General features: G+C 74.1%; 16 protein-coding genes. All 16 read left to right on the forward strand.

Annotated features, from left to right (window positions below; genetic code table 11):
- Window positions 1-205: 205 nt before the first annotated feature.
- The 16 genes from cobO to ABZ914_RS07810 all read left to right on the forward strand — a co-directional run bounded on the left by cobO (window position 206) and on the right by ABZ914_RS07810 (window position 18,779).
- Window positions 206-820 (forward strand): cob(I)yrinic acid a,c-diamide adenosyltransferase, encoded by a 615-nt coding sequence (gene cobO / locus ABZ914_RS07735; RefSeq protein WP_500192278.1) that lies wholly within the window; start codon window positions 206-208, stop codon window positions 818-820.
- A complete protein-coding gene (locus tag ABZ914_RS07740; protein ID WP_500192279.1) occupies window positions 814-2,184 on the forward strand; it encodes a cobyrinic acid a,c-diamide synthase CobB in 1,371 nt (456 codons plus the stop codon). The genes cobO and ABZ914_RS07740 overlap by 7 nt, the downstream gene beginning before the upstream one ends.
- Before the next feature lie 32 nt (window positions 2,185-2,216).
- Entirely contained in the window at window positions 2,217-2,792 is a 576-nt protein-coding gene (locus ABZ914_RS07745) for a GNAT family N-acetyltransferase (protein ID WP_387029059.1), read from the forward strand.
- A gap of 85 nt (window positions 2,793-2,877) precedes the next feature.
- Window positions 2,878-3,378 carry a hypothetical protein gene (locus ABZ914_RS07750; protein ID WP_500192280.1) on the forward strand — a complete coding sequence of 167 codons (501 nt, stop codon included), beginning with the start codon at window positions 2,878-2,880 and terminating at the stop codon, window positions 3,376-3,378.
- A 2-nt stretch (window positions 3,379-3,380) separates the two neighbouring features.
- Window positions 3,381-4,379, forward strand: a complete 999-nt coding sequence (locus ABZ914_RS07755; protein ID WP_500192281.1) for a hypothetical protein — start codon at window positions 3,381-3,383, stop codon at window positions 4,377-4,379.
- Window positions 4,376-4,849 (forward strand): cobalamin biosynthesis protein, encoded by a 474-nt coding sequence (locus tag ABZ914_RS07760; RefSeq protein WP_500192282.1) that lies wholly within the window; start codon window positions 4,376-4,378, stop codon window positions 4,847-4,849. Before ABZ914_RS07755 ends, ABZ914_RS07760 begins: the two co-directional genes overlap by 4 nt.
- Before the next feature lie 101 nt (window positions 4,850-4,950).
- Entirely contained in the window at window positions 4,951-5,673 is a 723-nt protein-coding gene (locus ABZ914_RS07765) for a precorrin-8X methylmutase (protein WP_500192283.1), read from the forward strand.
- Entirely contained in the window at window positions 5,670-6,728 is a 1,059-nt protein-coding gene (cobC, locus tag ABZ914_RS07770) for an Rv2231c family histidinol phosphate aminotransferase CobC (RefSeq protein ID WP_500192284.1), read from the forward strand. The genes ABZ914_RS07765 and cobC overlap by 4 nt, the downstream gene beginning before the upstream one ends.
- 10 nt (window positions 6,729-6,738) lie before the next feature.
- Window positions 6,739-7,857, forward strand: coding sequence for a nicotinate-nucleotide--dimethylbenzimidazole phosphoribosyltransferase (gene cobT, locus ABZ914_RS07775; RefSeq protein ID WP_500192285.1), 1,119 nt, complete (start codon window positions 6,739-6,741; stop codon window positions 7,855-7,857).
- Window positions 7,858-7,968: 111 nt separating this feature from the next.
- Window positions 7,969-9,207: a uroporphyrinogen-III C-methyltransferase gene (gene cobA / locus ABZ914_RS07780; protein ID WP_500192286.1), complete on the forward strand. Its 1,239-nt coding sequence runs from the start codon at window positions 7,969-7,971 to the stop codon at window positions 9,205-9,207.
- Window positions 9,204-11,054, forward strand: a complete 1,851-nt coding sequence (locus ABZ914_RS07785; protein WP_500192287.1) for a GTPase family protein — start codon at window positions 9,204-9,206, stop codon at window positions 11,052-11,054. The genes cobA and ABZ914_RS07785 overlap by 4 nt, the downstream gene beginning before the upstream one ends.
- A complete protein-coding gene (locus ABZ914_RS07790; protein ID WP_500192288.1) occupies window positions 11,051-12,790 on the forward strand; it encodes a GTPase family protein in 1,740 nt (579 codons plus the stop codon). Before ABZ914_RS07785 ends, ABZ914_RS07790 begins: the two co-directional genes overlap by 4 nt.
- 85 nt (window positions 12,791-12,875) lie before the next feature.
- The gene (locus ABZ914_RS07795; protein ID WP_387029043.1) at window positions 12,876-13,361 is read left to right on the forward strand and encodes a single-stranded DNA-binding protein; all 486 of its coding nucleotides are present in this window, start codon (window positions 12,876-12,878) and stop codon (window positions 13,359-13,361) included.
- A gap of 470 nt (window positions 13,362-13,831) precedes the next feature.
- Window positions 13,832-15,121: a sensor domain-containing diguanylate cyclase gene (locus tag ABZ914_RS07800; RefSeq protein WP_190864234.1), complete on the forward strand. Its 1,290-nt coding sequence runs from the start codon at window positions 13,832-13,834 to the stop codon at window positions 15,119-15,121.
- A 456-nt stretch (window positions 15,122-15,577) separates the two neighbouring features.
- On the forward strand, window positions 15,578-17,242 hold the full coding sequence (gene ettA / locus ABZ914_RS07805) for an energy-dependent translational throttle protein EttA (RefSeq protein WP_190864232.1): 1,665 nt from the start codon (window positions 15,578-15,580) through the stop codon (window positions 17,240-17,242).
- Between the two features lie 199 nt (window positions 17,243-17,441).
- Window positions 17,442-18,779, forward strand: coding sequence for an enolase C-terminal domain-like protein (locus ABZ914_RS07810; RefSeq protein ID WP_500192289.1), 1,338 nt, complete (start codon window positions 17,442-17,444; stop codon window positions 18,777-18,779).
- Window positions 18,780-18,927 lie beyond the last annotated feature (148 nt).

Below are 18,927 nucleotides of genomic sequence, written 5' to 3' on the forward strand. Positions count from 1 at the left end.
GCTCGGCGCCGAGGTCGTCCGGCTCGACCGCCTCGCCGCCGACGCGCTCGCCGGGGTCGTCCGTGACGCGCGCGGCGGCGCGCGCAACGTCGCGTGACCGCCGGAGAGGACCTCCCGCGACCGCCGGAGAAGACCTCGCGTGACCGCCGGGGAATCCGCGTGACCGCCGGGGAGACCGCCGCCGATCCAGGAAGCAGGGGTTGAGATGCCGCAGGGCAAGCCGGAATACGTGCCGGACGACGGGCTCACCACCAGGCAGCGCCGCAACCGGCCGCTGGTGATGGTGCACACCGGACCGGGCAAGGGGAAGTCGACGGCCGCGTTCGGGCTCGCGCTGCGGGCCTGGAACCAGGGCTGGCCGATCGGGGTGTTCCAGTTCGTCAAGTCGGCGAAGTGGCGGATCGGCGAGGAGAACGCGCTGCTCGCGCTCGGCCGCCTGCACGAGCGGACCGGCGAAGGGGGGCCGGTGTCCTGGAACAAGATGGGCGAGGGCTGGTCGTGGATCCAGCGGCCCGGCACCGAGGCCGACCACGAGGCCGACGCCCGCGAGGGCTGGGAGCAGATCAAGCGCGACCTGGCCGCCGAGAAGTACCGCCTCTACGTGCTGGACGAGTTCACCTATCCGATGAAGTGGGGCTGGGTCGACGTCGAGGACGTCGTCGCCGCGCTGGCGGACCGGCCCGGCAACCAGCATGTGGTGATCACCGGCCGGGACGCCGACCCGCGGCTGATCGAGGCCGCCGACCTGGTCACGGAGATGGCCAAGGTGCGGCACCCGATGGACAGCGGCCAGAAGGGGCAGAAGGGCATCGAGTGGTGAGCGTCCCGCGGCTCGTCGTCGCGGCGCCGTCGTCGGGAAGCGGCAAGACGACCGTGGCGACCGGGCTGATGGCCGCGCTCGCGACGCGCGGCCTGCGGGTCTCGCCGCACAAGGTGGGCCCGGACTACATCGACCCCGGCTACCACGCGCTCGCGACGGGCCGTCCCGGCCGGAACCTGGACCCCTGGCTGACGTCCGAGGACCTCGTCGTGCCGCTGTTCCTGCACGGCGCGCGGGACGCGGACATCGCGGTCGTCGAAGGCGTCATGGGCCTGTACGACGGCGCCGCCGGCCTCGGGCCGTCCGACTCGGCCGGGGGAGGGGACTACGCGTCCACGGCGCACGTCGCGACGCTCCTGGACGCGCCGGTCGTGCTGGTCGTGGACGCGTCCGCCGCCGCCGGGCGGTCCGTGGCGGCGCTCGTCCACGGGTTCCGGTCGTTCGGGACGGTCCGCGTCGGCGGCGTCGTCCTGAACCGGCTCGGCTCCGACGGCCACGAGCGCATGTGCCGCGCGGCCGTCGAGGAGCTCGGGCTGCCCGTCCTGGGCGCGCTGCGCCGCAGCGACGACGCCGCGACGCCGTCCCGGCACCTCGGCCTGATCCCGGCCGCCGAACGCAGCGCGGAGGCGGTGGACACCGTCCGGCGGCTGGGCGAGCTGGTCGCGGCGTCGTGCGACCTCGACGCCCTGCTCGCGCTCGCCCGGGAGGCGCCGGAGCTGGACGCCGCGCCTTGGGACCCGGCCGACGCCGTGCCGGAGAAGCACCCCGGACGCCCCCGGATCGCGGTGGCGGGCGGGCCCGCCTTCACGTTCGGCTACGCGGAGAACGAGGAACTGCTCGAAGCGGCGGGCGCGGAGGTCGTCCGGTTCGATCCGCTGCAGGACGCGGGCCTGCCCGAGGGGACGCGCGGAGTCGTCGTCGGGGGCGGGTTCCCCGAGGTGTACGCGGCGCAGCTGTCGTCCAACGAGCCGCTGCGCGAGGAACTGGCCGCCTTTGCGGACGCGTCCCGGCCCGTGTACGCCGAGTGCGCCGGACTCCTCTACCTCGCGGAGGAACTCGACGGCGCGCCCATGTGCGGTGTGCTGAATGGCGCCAGAGCGGCCATGGCCCCGCGGCTGACGCTGGGTTATCGTGCCGCGGTGGCGGTGGCCGACTCGGTCGTCGCCCGCGCGGGCGAACGGGTGCACGGGCACGAGTTCCACCGCACGGTGACGGACCCCGAACGCGGGGAGACCGCCGCCTGGCAGTGGTCCACGTCCGGCCCGGTCGGGTTCGTGCGGGGCGACTGCGTCGCGTCCTACCTTCACGTGCACTGGGCCGGATCGCCCTGGTTCGCCAGCCGGATGGTCGCGGCCTGCCTGTGACGGTCCCGCCTGCGGGCAGGGAAGGGAGCGGTGTGGACGTCTTCACCGGGGACGTGCGCCTGGAGGCCGGGCGCCTCGTCCTGCGCCCGTTCGGGCTCGACGACGCGCCCGACCTGATCGAGGTGATCCGCGCTGGCGAGGACTTCCTGCCGCCGAACTTCCCGGACGCGCTGGAGGCCGAGCCGCTCGCCTGGTTCCTGCGCGAAGGCGTCCACAAGGTGCACCGCTTCGGTCTCGGCATCCACCTGGCGGTGACCGATCGCGAGACGGGCGGCCTCATCGGCACCATCGGGCTTTTCAAAGTGGACTGGGCGCAACTGACCTGCGAGGTCGGATACGGGGTGCGGTCAAGCGCGCGCGGGCGCGGGTACGCGACCGAGGCCCTCACGCTCGTCTCGAACTGGGCGCTGCGGGACTGCGGGCTGTTCCGGGTCGAGCTGCGCGCCCTGACCACGAACCACGCCTCGATCCGGGTCGCCGAGAAGGCCGGCTACCTGCGCGAAGGGGTGGCGCGCGGCGCGGAACGCGACGCCGACGGCGTCAACCGGGACATGTTCGTCTTCAGCCGCATCGCGCCCGATCTCCGGCAAGGTGGTCCGGCATGCTGACCGATCCGGGGCCGCGCGGCGCGCCGCGTCCCGGGCCGGGCGCGGCCTCCGGGAGGCTCGACGCCCACGACCAGGAGGGACGGCCATGACCGGGATACAGGCGACGGAAGCGCCGGCGGTACGGCGGACGCTGGTGATGCACGGCGCGGACGCGGCGGACACCGCCCGCCGCATGCTGCCGCAACTGCCGGAGGACTGCTTCGTCCCCGCCGGCCGCGACGCGCTGCGGACCGCGGTCGGGGAGGGGCTCGCGCAGGTCGTGCTGGTCTCCGGCGTGGACGAGCAGGCCGCGATCGCGGGCGGCGTCCCCGCGCTGGCCGCGATCACCGCGGACATGGACGGCGGCCCGGCGCTGGCGGCCGAGGTCGAGGCGGCCGGGACGCCGCGCCGCGCCTACGAGCTGTGGGAGGCCGCCGGACGGCTCGGCCCGTGCGGACGGGAGCTGTGCCGCCGCACCGCCGGGGAGCTGGAACGCCTCGCCGCCGAGGCGGCCGGGTCGGCCGAGAGCCCGGTGGCGGCGCAGGTCGTGCTGGTCGACGCGAAGGGAGAGCGCATGGTGGGGATGTTCGGGCGGATGGCGCGGTAGCCGTGCTCACGGTCAGCGGCCGCGACGGCGCGCCGCGCTCCGGGACGGCGCTTGCGGCACGGGCGTTCGCGCTGGCGGGCGTGTCCCGGGACGACGCGCTCGTTGTGTCCGCCGCAGAGTTCCGGCGCGCGGTGAACGTCTGCCGTGCGCACCCCAAGGTGGCCGTCCTGACCGCCCCTGGCGCGGGGCCCGCCGAGCTGGGACGCGCGCTGTTCCCGCAGACGCCGCGCTCGTTCGTCGTGTGCGAGGACGTGGACGGGCCCTCCCAGCGCGTCGTCCACGTCCGTCCGGCGGAGGCGACCACGCGGCCGTGGCACAAGCCGGACGTGGTCCTCGTACTGGACAACCGGCGAGCGGCGGACACGCCCACATGGATCGCGGGTCCCGTTCTAAGGGAACCGGTCTGGGCGCTGGCTCAGGACGCCTTCGGTGGGGAACCGGCTCTGACACCCGAGGCGCGTGCGTTCGCCTTGGCCAAACTGGGTCCCCGCATAGGGGACATGGTGTGGGACATCGGTTCCGGCGACGGCTCGGTGGCGATCGAGTGCGCCCGGTTCGGCGCGGCGGCCGTCGCCCTCGACCGCGACGACTCCGTCTGCGTCCGGCTGCGGGAGAACGTCCGCAGGCACGGCGTCCGGGTCGCGGTGTCCAGGGGTGAGATCGGCACGGTCGTGGACCACCTGCCGGTTCCCGACGCCGTCTTCCTGGCGGACCCGTCCCCGGAGGCGCTCGCGACCTGCGCCGCGCAGGCCCGGCACCGCCTCGTCGCCACGGCACCGGCCGGGGCCGTCCCCGCGCTCATGGACGTCGTCGCAGGCCACGGCTTCATAGCGCACGCCACCACCCTCCAGACGATCCCGCTCTCCGGCGACGCGGAGCTGCCGTCCCCGATCACCCTCCTCTGGGCCGAACGCCCCGCCCCCGTCGCCGGAACGCCCGCACCTAAGCGGATCAGGGGCATCGAGACGCTCCCGCCCCCGCCCGGACGCTCGGTCCTGTGACGCTGGTCATCGGGGTGGGCGCGTCCAGCCGGGCGGACGCGCGCGAGATCGGCGCGCTGATCGGCGCCGTGCTGGCCCGCGACGACCTGCGCGGCGAGGACGTCGCGTGCCTGGCGACCGTGGAGGCCCGCGCGGGCGCGGGCGGTGTCCGCGATGCCGCCGAAATGCTCGGATTTCACCTCGTCGCCTACTCTGTGGGCGTGCTGGCGCAGGTGGCGGTGCCGAACCCGGCGGAGGGCGTACGGGCCCGGACCGGGACGGCGAGCGTGGCCGAGGCGGCGGCCCTGCACGGGGCCCGTGCGCTCGGCGGCGGCGCACGCCTCGTCGTGGCGAAGCGCGCGACCGCGCGCGCCACGGCGGCGGTCGCCCGGATCGTCCCGGCGGCGCCGCGTGCGGCGGGCGCTCCGGCCGCCGCGGGCGGCCGCGGGATCACCGGCGAACCCGGTGAACCCGGCGAAGCCGGGTCATAGCGACCGGCGACCCGTGAAACCCTAGGTGCCCGACGACGAACCTCCCGGCGACCACGAGGACCGACCGTGACCCACCCGACCATGATCAATCTGGAGGCGCAGTGACCGTACGCCAGCCCCACCCGATCGAGGTCCGGTCCTACGAGATCCTGCGCTCGCGGGTCGACCTGTCGCCGATGCCGCCGCTGTGGCGGGCCGTCGCGGAGCGGGTGATCCACGCCACCGCCGACCTGGAGTACGCGGTGGACCTGGTCACCTCGGAGGACTTCCTCGTCCAGGGCTGGTCCGCGCTGCGCTCCGGCGCCCCGATCGTCACCGACGAGCACATGACCGCCGCCGGGATCAGTGCCCGCGAGACGGCCTGCCACGCCGACGACCCCGCCGCCGCGCGGATGGCGCGCGCCGCCGGGATCACCCGGCCGGCCGCCGCGGTCCGCATCGCCTACTCCGAGGTCGGGCCGGGCGCGGTCTGGGTGGTCGGGTCCGCACCCGAGGCGATCTTCGAGATCATCGCGCGCCGGGTCCGGCCCGCGCTGGTCGTCGGCACGCCCGTCGGCTTCGTGGGCGCGGCCGAGGCGAAGGAGGCGCTGCGGGCCAGCGGGCTTCCGCAGCTCAGCAACGTCTCGGAGAAGGGCGGCCCGGCGGTCGCCGCCGCGGCCGTCAACGCGCTGCTCTACTACGAGCAGGCCCCGCAGCCCTTCGGCCAGGGCGCGCCCTCGCAGGGCCGGGCCGCTCCGTCGTACGGCCAGGGCTCTCCGTCGTACGGCCAGGGCTCTCCGTCGTACGGGCAGGGCGCTCCGTCGTACGAGCAGGGGGCGCCGTGATCGGGCACAGGCCGGTGATCGCCGGACCCGACGACGGCGCCGACGAGGTCGACCTGCGCCACCACGGGGACGCCGAGGTCGGCGGCGGGCTCGCCGACTTCGCCGTGAACGTCCGCACCGGCATGCCGCCCGCGTGGCTCGCCGACCGGCTCCGCGCGTCCGTCGCCGACCTGGCCGGCTACCCCGACCCGCGCCCGGCCCGGCGGGCCGTCGCGCGGCGGCACGGCAGGGCCGCCGAGGAGGTGCTCCTCACCGCCGGCGCCGCCGAGGCGTTCGTGCTGCTGGCACGCGTCCTGACGCCCCGCAAGGCGGTCGTGGTGCATCCGCAGTTCACCGAGCCGGAGGCGGCGCTGCGGTCCGCCGGGCACGCGGTGGAGCGGGTCGTCCTCGGCAAGGACTTCACCCTCGACCCGGCCGCCGTGCCGGACGACGCCGACCTCGTCGTGATCGGCAACCCGACCAACCCCACCTCGGTGCTGCACCCGGCCGCCGCGATCACCGCGCTGTCCCGGCCCGGCCGGACCGTCGTGGTGGACGAGGCGTTCATGGACTGCGTCCCGGGTGAGCCGGAGACCCTCGCGACCCGGCTGCCCGCCGGGATCGTGGTGATCCGCTCGCTGACCAAGACGTGGGGCCTCGCCGGGCTGCGCGCCGGATACCTGCTCGCCGACCCGTACCTGGTGAGCCGGCTGGCGGACGCGCAGCCGCTGTGGGCGGTGTCCACGCCCGCGCTGGTGGCGATCGAGGCGTGCTGCGAACCGGCCGCGATCGCCGAGGCGCGGGCCTGGGCCGCCGACCTCGCCGCCGAACGCGACCGGCTGGCCGGCGAGCTGACCGCCCGGGGCCTGTACGTGGTGCCCGAGGCGCGCGCGTCGTTCCTGTGCCTGCGCGTGCCCGACGCGCTCGGCATCCGGGCGCTGCTGCGGCAGCGCGGCTACGCGGTCAGGCGCGGGGACACCTTCCCGGGCCTCGGCACCGACTGGCTGCGCATCGCCGTGCGCGACCGCGCGTCCAACGACGCACTGCTGGAGGTGCTCGGTGAGCTGGGAATCTGAGGGAGGCGACGTGCCGGACAAGGAAGCAGGCGGCGTGATCGAGGAGACGCTGGCCGCCATCGCGCCGCCCGACCGGGCCGCGATGGACGAGGCCCGCGACCTGCAGGGCCGGCTGACCAAGCCGCCGGGGTCGCTCGGCGTGCTGGAGGAGGTCTCGGTCCGGCTCGCCGGGCTGGCGGGGCGGTGCCCGCCGCCGCTGCCCGAGCCCGCGGCCGTCGCCGTCTTCGCCGCCGACCACGGCGTGCACGCACAGGGCGTCACCCCCTGGCCACAAGAGGTCACCGCGCAGATGGTCGCGAACTTCGTGGCCGGCGGGGCGGTCGTCAACGCGTTCGCCAAGCAGGTCGGCGCCCGCGTCACCGTCGTGGACATCGGCGTCGCCGCGCCGCTGGAACCGGCGCCCGGCCTGCTCTCCCGCAAGATCGCGCCCGGCACCGCGGACATGACCGCCGGACCCGCGATGACCGCGGACGAGGCCCGCCGCGCCGTCGCCACCGGCATCGAGGTGGCCCGCGAGCTGGCGGGCCGGGGCGCCCGCTGCCTGATCACCGGTGACATGGGCATCGCCAACACCACCGCGTCCGCCGCGCTGATCGCCGCGTTCACCGGCCTGCCGCCCGAGCGGGTCACCGGCCGCGGGACCGGCATCGACGACGCCACCCACGCCCGCAAGGTCGAGGTCGTGCGGACGGCCCTCGCCCGGCACGGCCTCCTCGACGGCGCGGGCTCCCGCGACCCGATGGACGTCCTGGCGGCCGTCGGCGGCTTCGAGCACGCCGGGATCGCCGGGTTCGTCCTCGGCGCGGCCGCGCTGCGCGTCCCGGTCGTGCTGGACGGGGTGATCGCCGGATCGGCGGCCCTCGCCGCCGCCGCGCTGAGCCCCGACGCCCTCGCCGGCTGCGTCGCCGGGCACCGCTCCGCCGAGCCCGGCCACTCCGCCGCCGTCGATCATCTCGGGCTGCGCCCGCTCGTCGACCTGGAGCTGCGGCTCGGCGAGGGGACCGGCGCCCTGCTGGCGTTGCCGCTGGTCCAGGGCTCGGTACGGGTGCTGCACGAGGTCGCCACGTTCGACTCGGCCGGCGTCACCGAGAAGGAGGCGGCGCCCCGTAACGAGCTGATCTCGGAATGAGTCACGCTCGGCTATCGAACGGCCGGAGCCCCTCTCCATGAACTCGCCAACCCGAGTACCTTTGTTCCGCAAAGACACTTGTCCGTCACCGGCGTCCGAAAGAATCACCACGTGCCCCCGTACCTGCTAGGTCTGCGCCTTCGAGGGCGACGCGTCCTCGTCGTCGGCGGCGGCCGGGTCGCGCAGCGCCGCGTCCCCGCGCTGCTGGACGCGGGCGCCGAGGTCGTCCTCGTCTCGCCCGAGGTGACCGCCTCGCTGCAGGGCCTCGCCGAGGCGGGCCGCATCGCCTGGCACGCCCGCCCCTACCGGCGCGGCGACTGCGCGGGCGCCTGGCTGGTGCAGGCCGTGACCGACGACGCCAAGGTCAACGGGGACGTCGTCGCCGACGCGGAGGCCGCCCGGATCTGGTCGGTGCGGGCCGACGACGCCGAGTCGTCCCCGGCCTGGACGCCCGCGAGCGGGCAGGCCGGCGACGCCACCGTCGGGGTGCTGCTCGGCGGCGACCCGCGCCGCGCCGCCGGCATCCGCGACGCCGTCGTGGACGGGCTCCGCGACGGCGCCCTGGAGTCCCGGCACTCCCGGCGCAAGCCGTCCGGCGTAGCGCTGGTCGGCGGCGGCCCTGGCGACCCGGGCCTGATCACCGTCCGCGGCCGGCAGCTGCTCGCGATGGCCGACGTCGTCGTCACCGACCGGCTCGCCCCCGGCGGGCTGCTGGACGAGCTGGCCGACGACGTCGAGGTCATCGACGCCGCGAAGATCCCCTACGGCCGGACCGTCACCCAGGACACGATCAACGACTACCTCGTCGAGCACGCGAAGCAGGGGAAGTTCGTCGTCCGCCTCAAGGGCGGCGACCCCTTCGTCTTCGGCCGCGGCGGCGAGGAGGCGCTGCACTGCGCCCGCAACGGCGTCCCGGTCACGGTGGTCCCCGGGATCAGCAGCTCGGTCGCGGTGCCGTCCGCGGCCGGCATCCCGGTGACCCACCGCGGCGTCGCGCAGGAGTTCCACGTCGTCTCCGCGCACGTCCCGCCGGGGCACCCCGAGTCCACCGTCGACTGGGAGGCGCTCGGCCGCGCCCACGGGACGCTCGTCCTGCTCATGGCGGTGGAGCGGATGGCGCTCATCGCGCCCGCCCTGGTGCGCTATGGTCGGTCGTCCGACACGCCGGTCGCCGTCATCCAGGACGGCACCCTCCCGGGCCAGCGGACGCTGACCGCGACGCTGGGCACCGTGGCCGACGAGATGGCCGCCGGCGGAGTCCGGCCCCCGGCGATCGTGGTCGTGGGCGACGTGGTCGACGTGGCGCGAGAGATCGACATGATTCGAGCCGACTTGGGACGGGATCCGTGACACCCCCCGCAGAGCGAAGCGCGGTCCACGACGAGGAGGCGGGCACCGGACGCGGAGGCGAGGACTCCGCGAAGCCCGCGTCCCGGAAAGCCATGCCCGAAGAGCACGCGCCGTCCGGCGCCGCGACGGTCCGGCAGGGCGAGCTGGTCAGAGCGCTGACCGCGCTGCGCGAGCAGCTCGGCGCCTTCGACTTCCTGCTCGACGTGCCCGGCGTCGAGGAGGCCCGCGAGGCCCGCGACGAGCTGCGCAACCAGCTCGACGACTACGTCCTGCCCCGCCTCCAGGCGGCGGGCGCGCCGATGCTGGTGGTGCTCGGCGGGTCGACGGGCGCGGGCAAGTCCACGCTGGTCAACACGCTCGTCGGGGCCCGCGTGAGCGCCACCGGCGTGCTCCGCCCCACCACCAGCAGCCCGATCCTGGTCTGCCATCCCGACCACGTGCAGTGGTTCATGGAGGGGCCGCTGCTGCCCGGGATGGGCCGCGTCCGCGGCCCGGCGCCCGACGCCATCGCGGGCGACCAGCTGGTCATCATCGCCAGCGAGGCCCTCCCGCCTGGCCTGGCGCTGCTCGACAGCCCCGACTTCGACTCGGTCTTCGAGGACCACTACGAGTTCGCCACCAAGCTGATGGCGGCCGCCGACCTGTGGCTGTGCGTCACCACCGCCGCCCGCTACGCCGACGCGCAGGTGTGGCAGATGCTCCAGCGCGCCAAGGAGAACGGCGCCACGATCGGCGTCGTGCTCTCCCGCGTCCCGCAGGGCGACGGCCCCGGCGGCCGCGCCGGATCGGTCGGGCAGGGCAGCTCCGACGTCGTCGAGCACTTCGGCGAGATGCTCGACGAGCACGAGGTCGGCGACGCCCGCCGCTTCACGATCCCCGAGACACGGATCGAGGAGAGCCGGCTCCCCGAGGAGACCGTCGAGGACATCCGCGACTGGCTCACCGGCGTCGCCGAGGACGTCGAGGACCGCGAGGTCGTCATCAGCGACACCCTCGCCGCCGTCCTCGACAGCTTCCGCACCCGCGTCCCCGAGCTGGCCCGCCAGGTCGAGGCGCAGGTCGAGCAGCGCGCCGAGCTCGCCCAGCAGGTCGAGGCCGCCTACGGCACCGCCCTCGCCGAACTCGACGAGGCCACCCGCAACGGCTCCCTGCTGCGCGGCGAGGTCCTCGCCCGCTGGCAGGACTTCGCCGGCACCGGCGACCTGCTGCGCGCCCTGCACGTCCAGCGCGCGCGCCGCGGCCGAGGCTCCAACCGGCGCCACCGCAGCCCCGCCCGTGTGCGCGCGCTCAAGGCCGCGCTGCGCAGCGGCCTCGAATCGCTGATCATGTCGACCGCCGAGCACGGCGCCGAGCAGGTCGTCGCCCGCTGGCGCGCCCACCCCGCCGGCGGCACGGTGCTCGCCGGGCGCGGCGACGAGATCGGGCACGTCTCCCCGGAGCTGTCGCGCCGCGTCACCCGGGCCGTCAGCGCCTGGCAGGACCACGTCCAGGAGCTGATCCGCACCGAGGGGGTGACCAAGCGCTCGGTCGCCAAGCTCGTCTCGTTCGACACCGAGGCGGTCTCCCTCGTCCTGATGATCGGACTGCTCGGCTACGGCACCTCCGACGTGGCCGTCGAGGGCGGCAACAGCGCCGTCCCGCAGCGGCTGCTGAAGGCGCTGTTCGGCGCCGAGTCGCTGCGCGGCATGGGCGCCAAGGCCCGCGCCGACCTGCGCAGCCGCATCGGGATGCTGTTCGACGAGGAGGCCATCCGGTTCGGGCAGGTGCTCGACGGCGCCGGCCTCCCCGACGAGACCGTCCCCGTCCAGCTGTACCAGGCCACCTACAACCTCGAGGTCGCCCGATGACCACCTCGGCCCTGCCCGCCGGCTCGCCGACGAGCCCCGGCGGCATCCCGGTCCCCGCCACGGACGTCCCCGGCGGGCCCCCGGAGGTGCCCGCCGAGCGCGCCGAGCCCGCCGCCCCCACCCTCACCGACCGGCTCAACGGCCTGGACCGCCTCGTCGAGGCCGGCACCGGACGGCTGGACCGGCCGCTCCTCGACGACGCCGGAGCGCTGCTCGACCGGGCCGGGCAGCGGCTGCGGCTCTCCGGCGAGCACACCGTCGTCACCCTCGCCGGCGGCACCGGCAGCGGCAAGTCCTCGCTGTTCAACGCCATCTGCGGGCTGGAACTCTCGCCCACCGGCATGCGCCGCCCCATGACCTCGAAGGCGCACGCCTGCGTCTGGGGCCTCGACGGCGCCGGCCCCCTGCTGGACTGGCTCGACGTCGACAAGCGGCACCGCTACGCCCGCGCCAGCGCCCTCGACCTGGAGCGCGCCGACAGCTCCCTGCAGGGCCTCGTCCTGCTCGACCTGCCCGACCACGACTCCATCCAGGCCATGCACCGCGCCGAGGTCGACCGGTTCGTGGCGATCGCCGACCTGCTCGTCTGGGTCGTCGACCCGCAGAAGTACGCCGACGCCGCCCTGCACCGCAACTACATCGTCCCGTTCGCCCGGTACGCCGGCGTCACGCTGATCGTCCTCAACCAGGTCGACCGGCTCGCCCCCGACGAGATCGACGACTGCGTCGCCGACCTGCGCCGCCTCCTGGAGGCCGAGGGCCTCGCCCAGCCGCGCATCATCACCACCTCCGCCGTCGCCGAGGACGGCGTGCACGGCTTCCGCGACGTCCTCGTCGACACCGTCGCCGCCCGCCGGGCCCGCAGCGAACGCCTCGCCGCCGACGTCGACCGGATCGCCGAGCGCTTCGCCGAGCACCGCTTCGACGCCGAGCCCCCCACCAGCGTCGACGAGGGCCGCCGCACCGAACTCGTCCAGGCCCTCACCGACGCCGCCGGCGCGCCCGCCGTCGCCGAGGCCATGGAGAGCGCCTACGAGCTGCGCGCCGCCGACTTCGTCGGCTGGCCCGTCAGCGCCCTGATCACCCGGCTCCGCTCGGACCCGCTGCGCCGGATGCGCCTCACCGAGCTGCGCGAGGAGCTCCGCAACGCCTTCACCGGCCCCATCGGCGCCCAGCAGGGCGACGTGGACAACGCCCTGGCCGGCGTCACCGACGGCATCACCGGCGAGCTGCCCGTGCACTGGGCCCGCTCCGTCCGCGCCGCCGCCCGCTCGCACGCCACCGAGATCCCCGAGGCGCTCGGCGACTCCCTCAAGGAGGCGCTGCCCACCTTCAACCAGGTGCCGCGCTGGTGGTGGCTGGTCAAGACCTGGCAGTACTTCCTGATCCTGGTCGCCGTCCTCAGCGTCGTCTGGATCGGCGTCCTGGTCGCCTACGGCGTGCTCAAGGTCGGCGGGGACGACCCGAGCGGCCTCATCGGCCGGTCGGGGCTCATCCCGTACGTCGCCGTCCTGGTCGCCTGCACCCTCGGCATGGGCTGGCTCACCTCGTCCGCCTGCCGCAACCTCGTCGCGCTCTCCTCCGCCAAGCACGGCGACAAGATGGAAGAGCACATGCGCGAGGGCATCGAGCGCGTCGCCCGCGACAAGGTCCTCGAACCCGTCGCCGCCGACCTGCGCGTCTACGCGGGCTTCCGGCACGACGTGGACATCGCCCTGGGGCGCCCGCCCGCATAGTTATCCACATTTCCCGCAAGGCTGTCGCGGACGGTGACGGCTCGGGCACCGTTGGTTCCGTAAGTCGCGAACCAACGGAGGACCCGTGAACGAAGCGCACGTCACCGTCATCGGCTGGACCGCCGCCGAGCCCTACTACACCGTCACCGGCAACGGCACGCCGTTCCTGTCCCTGCGGGTCGGGTGCACGCCCCGCCGCTACGACCGCGAGGCCGGCTCCTGGCAGGACCTCGACACCATGTTCCTGACCGTCAACTGCTGGCGCGGCCTCGCCGACAACGTCAACGCCTCCGACTTCCGGCGCGGCACGCCCGTCCTGGTCACCGGCCGGCTCCGCGTCCGCCAGTACGAGCGCGACGGCCAGTGGCGGTTCTCCGCCGAGATCGAGGCGAACACCGTCGGGCACGACCTGGGCCGGGGCACCGCCGACTTCCGCCCCGTCCAGCGGGGCGGCGCCCTCACCGACGAGGACCGCCAGGCCGCCCGCGACGCCGCCGACCAGTGGGCCCTCACGGCCCCGCCCGACGCCGAAGGCGGGATCCCCGCCGAACCCGCCCCCCAAGCCGCCTGACCAGGCCGGCCGTCAGTACCCAGGCGTCGGCCGGCCTCTGCGAACGGAAAGCCACCACAGCACCGCCCTAAAAGCTCATAAGGGCGAGGCATCGATTCGATGAGGGTGGCGGTGCGTGAAGGCGCCCATGCGATGAGTGAGGTGAAGTATGCGCGATGCGGCGGCGGGCGCCTGGGCGTCCGGGATTCGGGGTACCGGACTTGAGCGGACGGGGGCGGGGCCGGCAGATCGATCGCTGCCGGTCTTCGCCCCCGCACCGTCGGGGTCCTGCGGCCCGGCTAGATCCAGGAAACGCCGCGCATGGTGTTGCCCCCCTCAGGATGTGCCGAGGTCCGCCGATCCGCGGCCTCCTATGCATGGTGCCCAGAACGGTCACCAGCATGTGCCCTACCGAAGGTACCTGTTTCCCGCCCGTTCCGCACACGTTGCAACTATCGTGTTACACAACGTGATGCGTGTAAGGGGGAAGGATGACGGCAGTGCAGTCGTCCGCCGAGGACCGGGGCGGGGAACTCACCCGCGTGCCCCGCCGCCGATCGCTTCTGGGGCGTCCGTCCCTGCTCGTGGTCTATGTGCCGGCGGTGGTCGCCGTCCATCTGGGGTTGATCGTCGCCCTGCTGTTCCGCACGCCCTTCCGGCTCCACGACCTGGCGACCTTCGCGGCGCTGCTGGCGTGCGGCGCGGTCTGCATCGAGGCCACCCGCCGCCTCGGCATGCCGGCGGGGGTGGCGCGGGACCTGCTGTCGGCCTGGTGGCTGCCCGTGGCGCTGCTGCTGCCGCCGCTGTACGCGCTGCTGATCCCGATCCCCCTGCAGGCGCTCCTGCAGTTCCGGGTGCGCCGGACCCTGGTCTACCGGAGGGGCCTGGTCGCCTCGGCGCTCGGCATAGCCGGAGCATGCGCGTCGCTGGTGTTCCACGTCGTGGTGCCACACCCGCTGGCGGGCGCGCCGCAATGGGTGGTGGAGGCGTATCCGGGCATCCCGGCGGCGGTCGGGTGCGCGGCGCTGTTCACCATCGTGAACACGGCGCTGGTCGCGGTGGCCGCGCACGCCGCCAACCCGGAGAGCCGCTGGCGGGACGTCCTCTGGACGCGCGAGAGCCTGCTGCTGGACGTGGTCGAGCTGTGCGTCGGCATCCTCGTCGCGATCACGAGCGCGCTGACGCTCGGGCTGCTGGTGCTGGCGCTGCCGCCGGTGATGCTGCTGCAGCGCAGCCTGATGCACCAGCAGCTGCAGGCCGCCGCGCGCACCGACGCCAAGACCGGCCTGCTGAACGCGGCGGCCTGGCAGCGGGAGGCCGACACCGAGCTGTCCCGGGCCCAGCGCACCCATGACGCCCTCGCGCTGCTGCTGATCGACATCGACCACTTCAAACGGGTGAACGACACCCACGGCCACCTGATCGGCGACCAGGTGCTCGTCGGCGTGGCCAGCACCCTCTGCCACCAGCTGCGCGACTACGACGTGGTGGGCCGGTTCGGCGGCGAGGAGTTCGTGGTCCTGCTGCCGGGCGCCGACACCGTCGAGGCGTGCCGGGTGGCCGAGCGCCTGCGCGGCCGCGTCCGCCGCCTCGCCGTCCCCGCGGAGGAGGGCACCGTCACGGTCACGGTCTCGGTCGGCGTCGCGCTGTTCCGCACCCACGGCGAAGACCTCATCGAACTGCTCGCGGCCGCCGACCTCGCCCTCTACCGCGCCAAGGAATCCGGCCGCGACCGCGTCTGCCTCCCCGCCGTAGACACCCCCCGCCCCGACGACACCTGATCCCCGACCCCCCGCCCCGACCAGCCCGCCCCGACCAGCCCGCCCCGACCAGCCCGCCCCGACCAGCCCGCCCCGACCAGCCGCGAGGACGACCGGCTGCCCGTCCGTCGACACCGGATTCTCTAGCCCCGGCTATTCGGCGCCGCCTGCCGGTGCTCGCCTGCTTCGCCCGCTCGCGCCTGCCAACCTGTGCTTGTCGGCCTGTGCTTGTCTTGGCTCCTCGCGGTCGTTGGGTGCGTCCCGGCGGTTTCTTCTTGGGCGGTGGTGGCGGGGTTTTGAGGCTTTGGGGCGAGATCGTTTGGGGGTTTGCGGGGCCTGGTTCTGTTGGCCTGGGTTCCTTGCCTTGGTAGTGGTGAGGGCAGGGGCGGGCTTTGGGGGCCGTGGTTCGCCGTGGCGGGCCGGGGCAAGGGGCGGGAGGGCGACGAAATGGTGGCGGCGACCCCCTAGTCTTGAAACATGGCCGAGTACATCTACACGATGCAGCGTGTGCGCAAAGCACATGGCGACAAGGTCGTCCTGGACGACGTCACCCTGCATTTCCTTCCAGGCGCCAAGATCGGCGTTCTGGGGCCGAACGGCACCGGTAAGTCGACGCTGCTGCGCATGATGGCCGGTCTGGAACAGCCGTCCAACGGCGACGCGCGCCTCATGCCGGGCTTCACCGTCGGCATGCTGCAGCAGGAGCCGCCGCTGAACGAGGAGAAGACCGTCCTCGGGAACGTCGAGGAGGGCGTCGCCGAGACCAAGGCGATGGTCGACCGGTTCAACGAGATCGCCGAGAAGATGGCGACGGACTACTCCGACGAGCTGATGGAGGAGATGGGCAAGCTGCAGGAGCAGCTCGACCATCGCAACGCCTGGGACCTCGACAGCCAGCTCGAGCAGGCGATGGACGCGCTGCGCTGCCCGCCCGGCGACGCCGAGGTCAGCAAGCTGTCCGGAGGCGAGCGGCGTCGGGTCGCGCTGTGCAAGCTGCTGCTGGAGGCGCCCGACCTGCTGCTGCTGGACGAGCCCACCAACCACCTGGACGCCGAGAGCGTGCAGTGGCTGGAGCAGTTCCTCGCCAAGTACGAGGGCACCGTCCTGGCCGTCACCCACGACCGGTACTTCCTGGACAACGTCGCGACGTGGATCCTGGAGCTCGACCGCGGCCGCTGCTACCCCTACGAGGGCAACTACTCCACCTACCTGGAGAAGAAGGCCGACCGGCTGAAGGTCGAGGGCAACAAGGACGCCAAGCGCAAGAAGCGCCTGCAGGACGAGCTGGAGTGGGTCCGCTCGAACCCGAAGGCGCGGCAGACGAAGAGCAAGGCGCGTCTGGAGCGCTACGAGGAGATGGCGGCCGAGGCGGCCAAGACCCGGAAGCTGGACTTCGAGGAGATCCAGATCCCGCCGGGCCCGCGCCTGGGCAACACCGTGATCGTCGCGGACAAGCTGGGCAAGGGGTTCGGCGACCGGGCCCTGATGGACGACCTGTCGTTCAACCTGCCGCCGAACGGCATCGTCGGAGTCATCGGCCCGAACGGCGTCGGCAAGACCACCCTGTTCCGCATGATCGTGGGGGAGGAGCAGCCGGACAGCGGCGAGCTGCGGCTCGGCGAGACCGTCAAGATCTCCTACGTGGACCAGGGCCGCGGCGGCCTCGACCCGAAGAAGACCGTGTGGCAGGCCGTCTCCGACGGCCTCGACCACATCAACGTCGGGCAGGTCGAGATGCCGTCCCGCGCGTACGTGGCGGCGTTCGGCTTCAAGGGCCCCGACCAGCAGAAGCCGACGGGCGTCCTGTCCGGCGGTGAGCGCAACCGGCTGAACCTGGCGCTGACCCTGAAGCTGGGCGGCAACGTCCTGCTGCTGGACGAGCCGACCAACGACCTCGACACCGAGACGCTGTCCAGCCTGGAGAACGCGCTGCTGGAGTTCCCCGGCTGCGCCGTGATCACCTCGCACGACCGGTGGTTCCTGGACCGCATCGCCACGCACATCCTGGCGTGGGAGGAGGGCTCGAACTGGTTCTGGTTCGAGGGCAACTTCGCCGACTACGAGAAGAACAAGATCGAGCGGCTGGGCGCCGACGCCGCCCGCCCGCACCGGGTGACGCACCGCAAGCTCACCCGCGACTGATCGGCTGATCGGCGGTGAACGGCCGCGCGGGCACCCGGGTGCCGGCGCGGCCGTTCGGCTGTTCGGCAGGGGGCGGCGACGCCGATTGATTCAGCCCGCGCATCGGACGATGCGCAAACAGTGTTGGACGGGTATCACCGCAGGCTCCTATCGTCCCTGAGGTGGGGTCGACGGGGGCAGCCGGGAGGTCGGGACGACGATGAGCACGCCCAGGATCACGGAGATGCGGGTCGTGCCGGTCGCCGGGCGCGACGGCATGCTGCTCAACCTCAGCGGCGCGCACGCGCCGTTCTTCACCCGCAACCTGCTGCTGCTCACCGACGAGTCCGGCGCCACCGGCGTCGGCGAGGTCCCGGGCGGCGAGGCCATCCGGCGGACGCTGGAGGACGCGCGGGAACTGGTCGTGGGGCGCCGGATCGGCCGGTCCGACGAGGTGCTCAACGGTGTGCGCGCCGCGTTCGGCCACCTGGACGCCGGCGGGCGCGGCCCGCAGACGCATGACACGAGGGTCGCCGTCCACGCGCTGACCGCGATCGAGTCATGCCTACTCGACCTGATGGGCCAGTACCTGGAGGTGCCCGTGGCGGCGCTGCTGGGCGACGGCGTCCAGCGCACGCGGGTCCCGGTCCTCGGCTACCTGTTCTACGTCGGCGACCGGCGCCGGACCGACCTGCCCTACCCGGAGCCGGAGGACGGCGCGGACGGGTGGCTGCGCGTCCGGTACGAGGAGGCGCTGACGCCGGACGCCATCGTCCGGCAGGCGGAGGCGGCGCGGGACCGGTACGGGTTCGCCGACTTCAAGCTGAAGGGCGGGGTGCTGCCCCCCGACGAGGAGGCGGACGCGGTGCGGGCGCTGGCCGTCCGGTTCCCGTCCGCGCGGATCACCCTCGACCCGAACGGCGCGTGGCCGCTGGAGGAGGCCGTCCGGATCGGCCGGGACCTGTCCGATGTGCTGGCCTACGCCGAGGACCCGTGCGGCGCCGAGCGCGGCTACTCGGGACGCGAGACGATGGCGGAGTTCCGGCGGGCGACCGGGTTGCGGACCGCCACCAACATGATCGCGACGGACTGGCGGGAGCTGGGGCACGCGATCCGGCTGGACGCGGTGGACATCCCGCTCGCCGACCCGCACTTCTGGACGATGCGCGGCTCGGTGCGCGTCGCGCAGCTCTGCCAGGCGTGGGGCCTGACCTGGGGCTCGCACTCCAACAACCACTTCGACGTGTCGCTGGCGATGTTCACGCACGTGGCGGCCGCCGCGCCCGGCGACATCACGGCGATCGACACGCACTGGATCTGGCAGGACGGGCAGCGCCTCACCCGGGACCCGCTGCGGATCGAGGGCGGCGAGGTCGCGCTGCCGGACGCGCCGGGGCTCGGCGTGGAGATCGACGAGGAGCGCGTCGAGGCGGCGCACCGGCTGTACGTCGAGCACGGCCTCGGCGACCGCGACGACGCGGCGGCGATGCGGTACCTCGTACCGGGCTGGACGTTCGACCCGAAGCGACCCTGCCTGGTGCGGGACGCCCCGGCCTGACAGGGCCGCCTGAGCCGCCCGCCCAAGACGGCCCCCTCCGAGGTGGTGGCCCGGGGCGGGCACCGAGGGCTTGGCCGCCGGCCGGTACCATCGGGCCGACCGGTGGAGACCCCCGCCCCCGGACCCCAGGCACCCGACCCCCAGGCGA

It is taken from the genome of Spirillospora sp. NPDC046719, assembly GCF_040645715.1.
Taxonomy (GTDB): Bacteria; Actinomycetota; Actinomycetes; order Streptosporangiales; family Streptosporangiaceae; genus Spirillospora.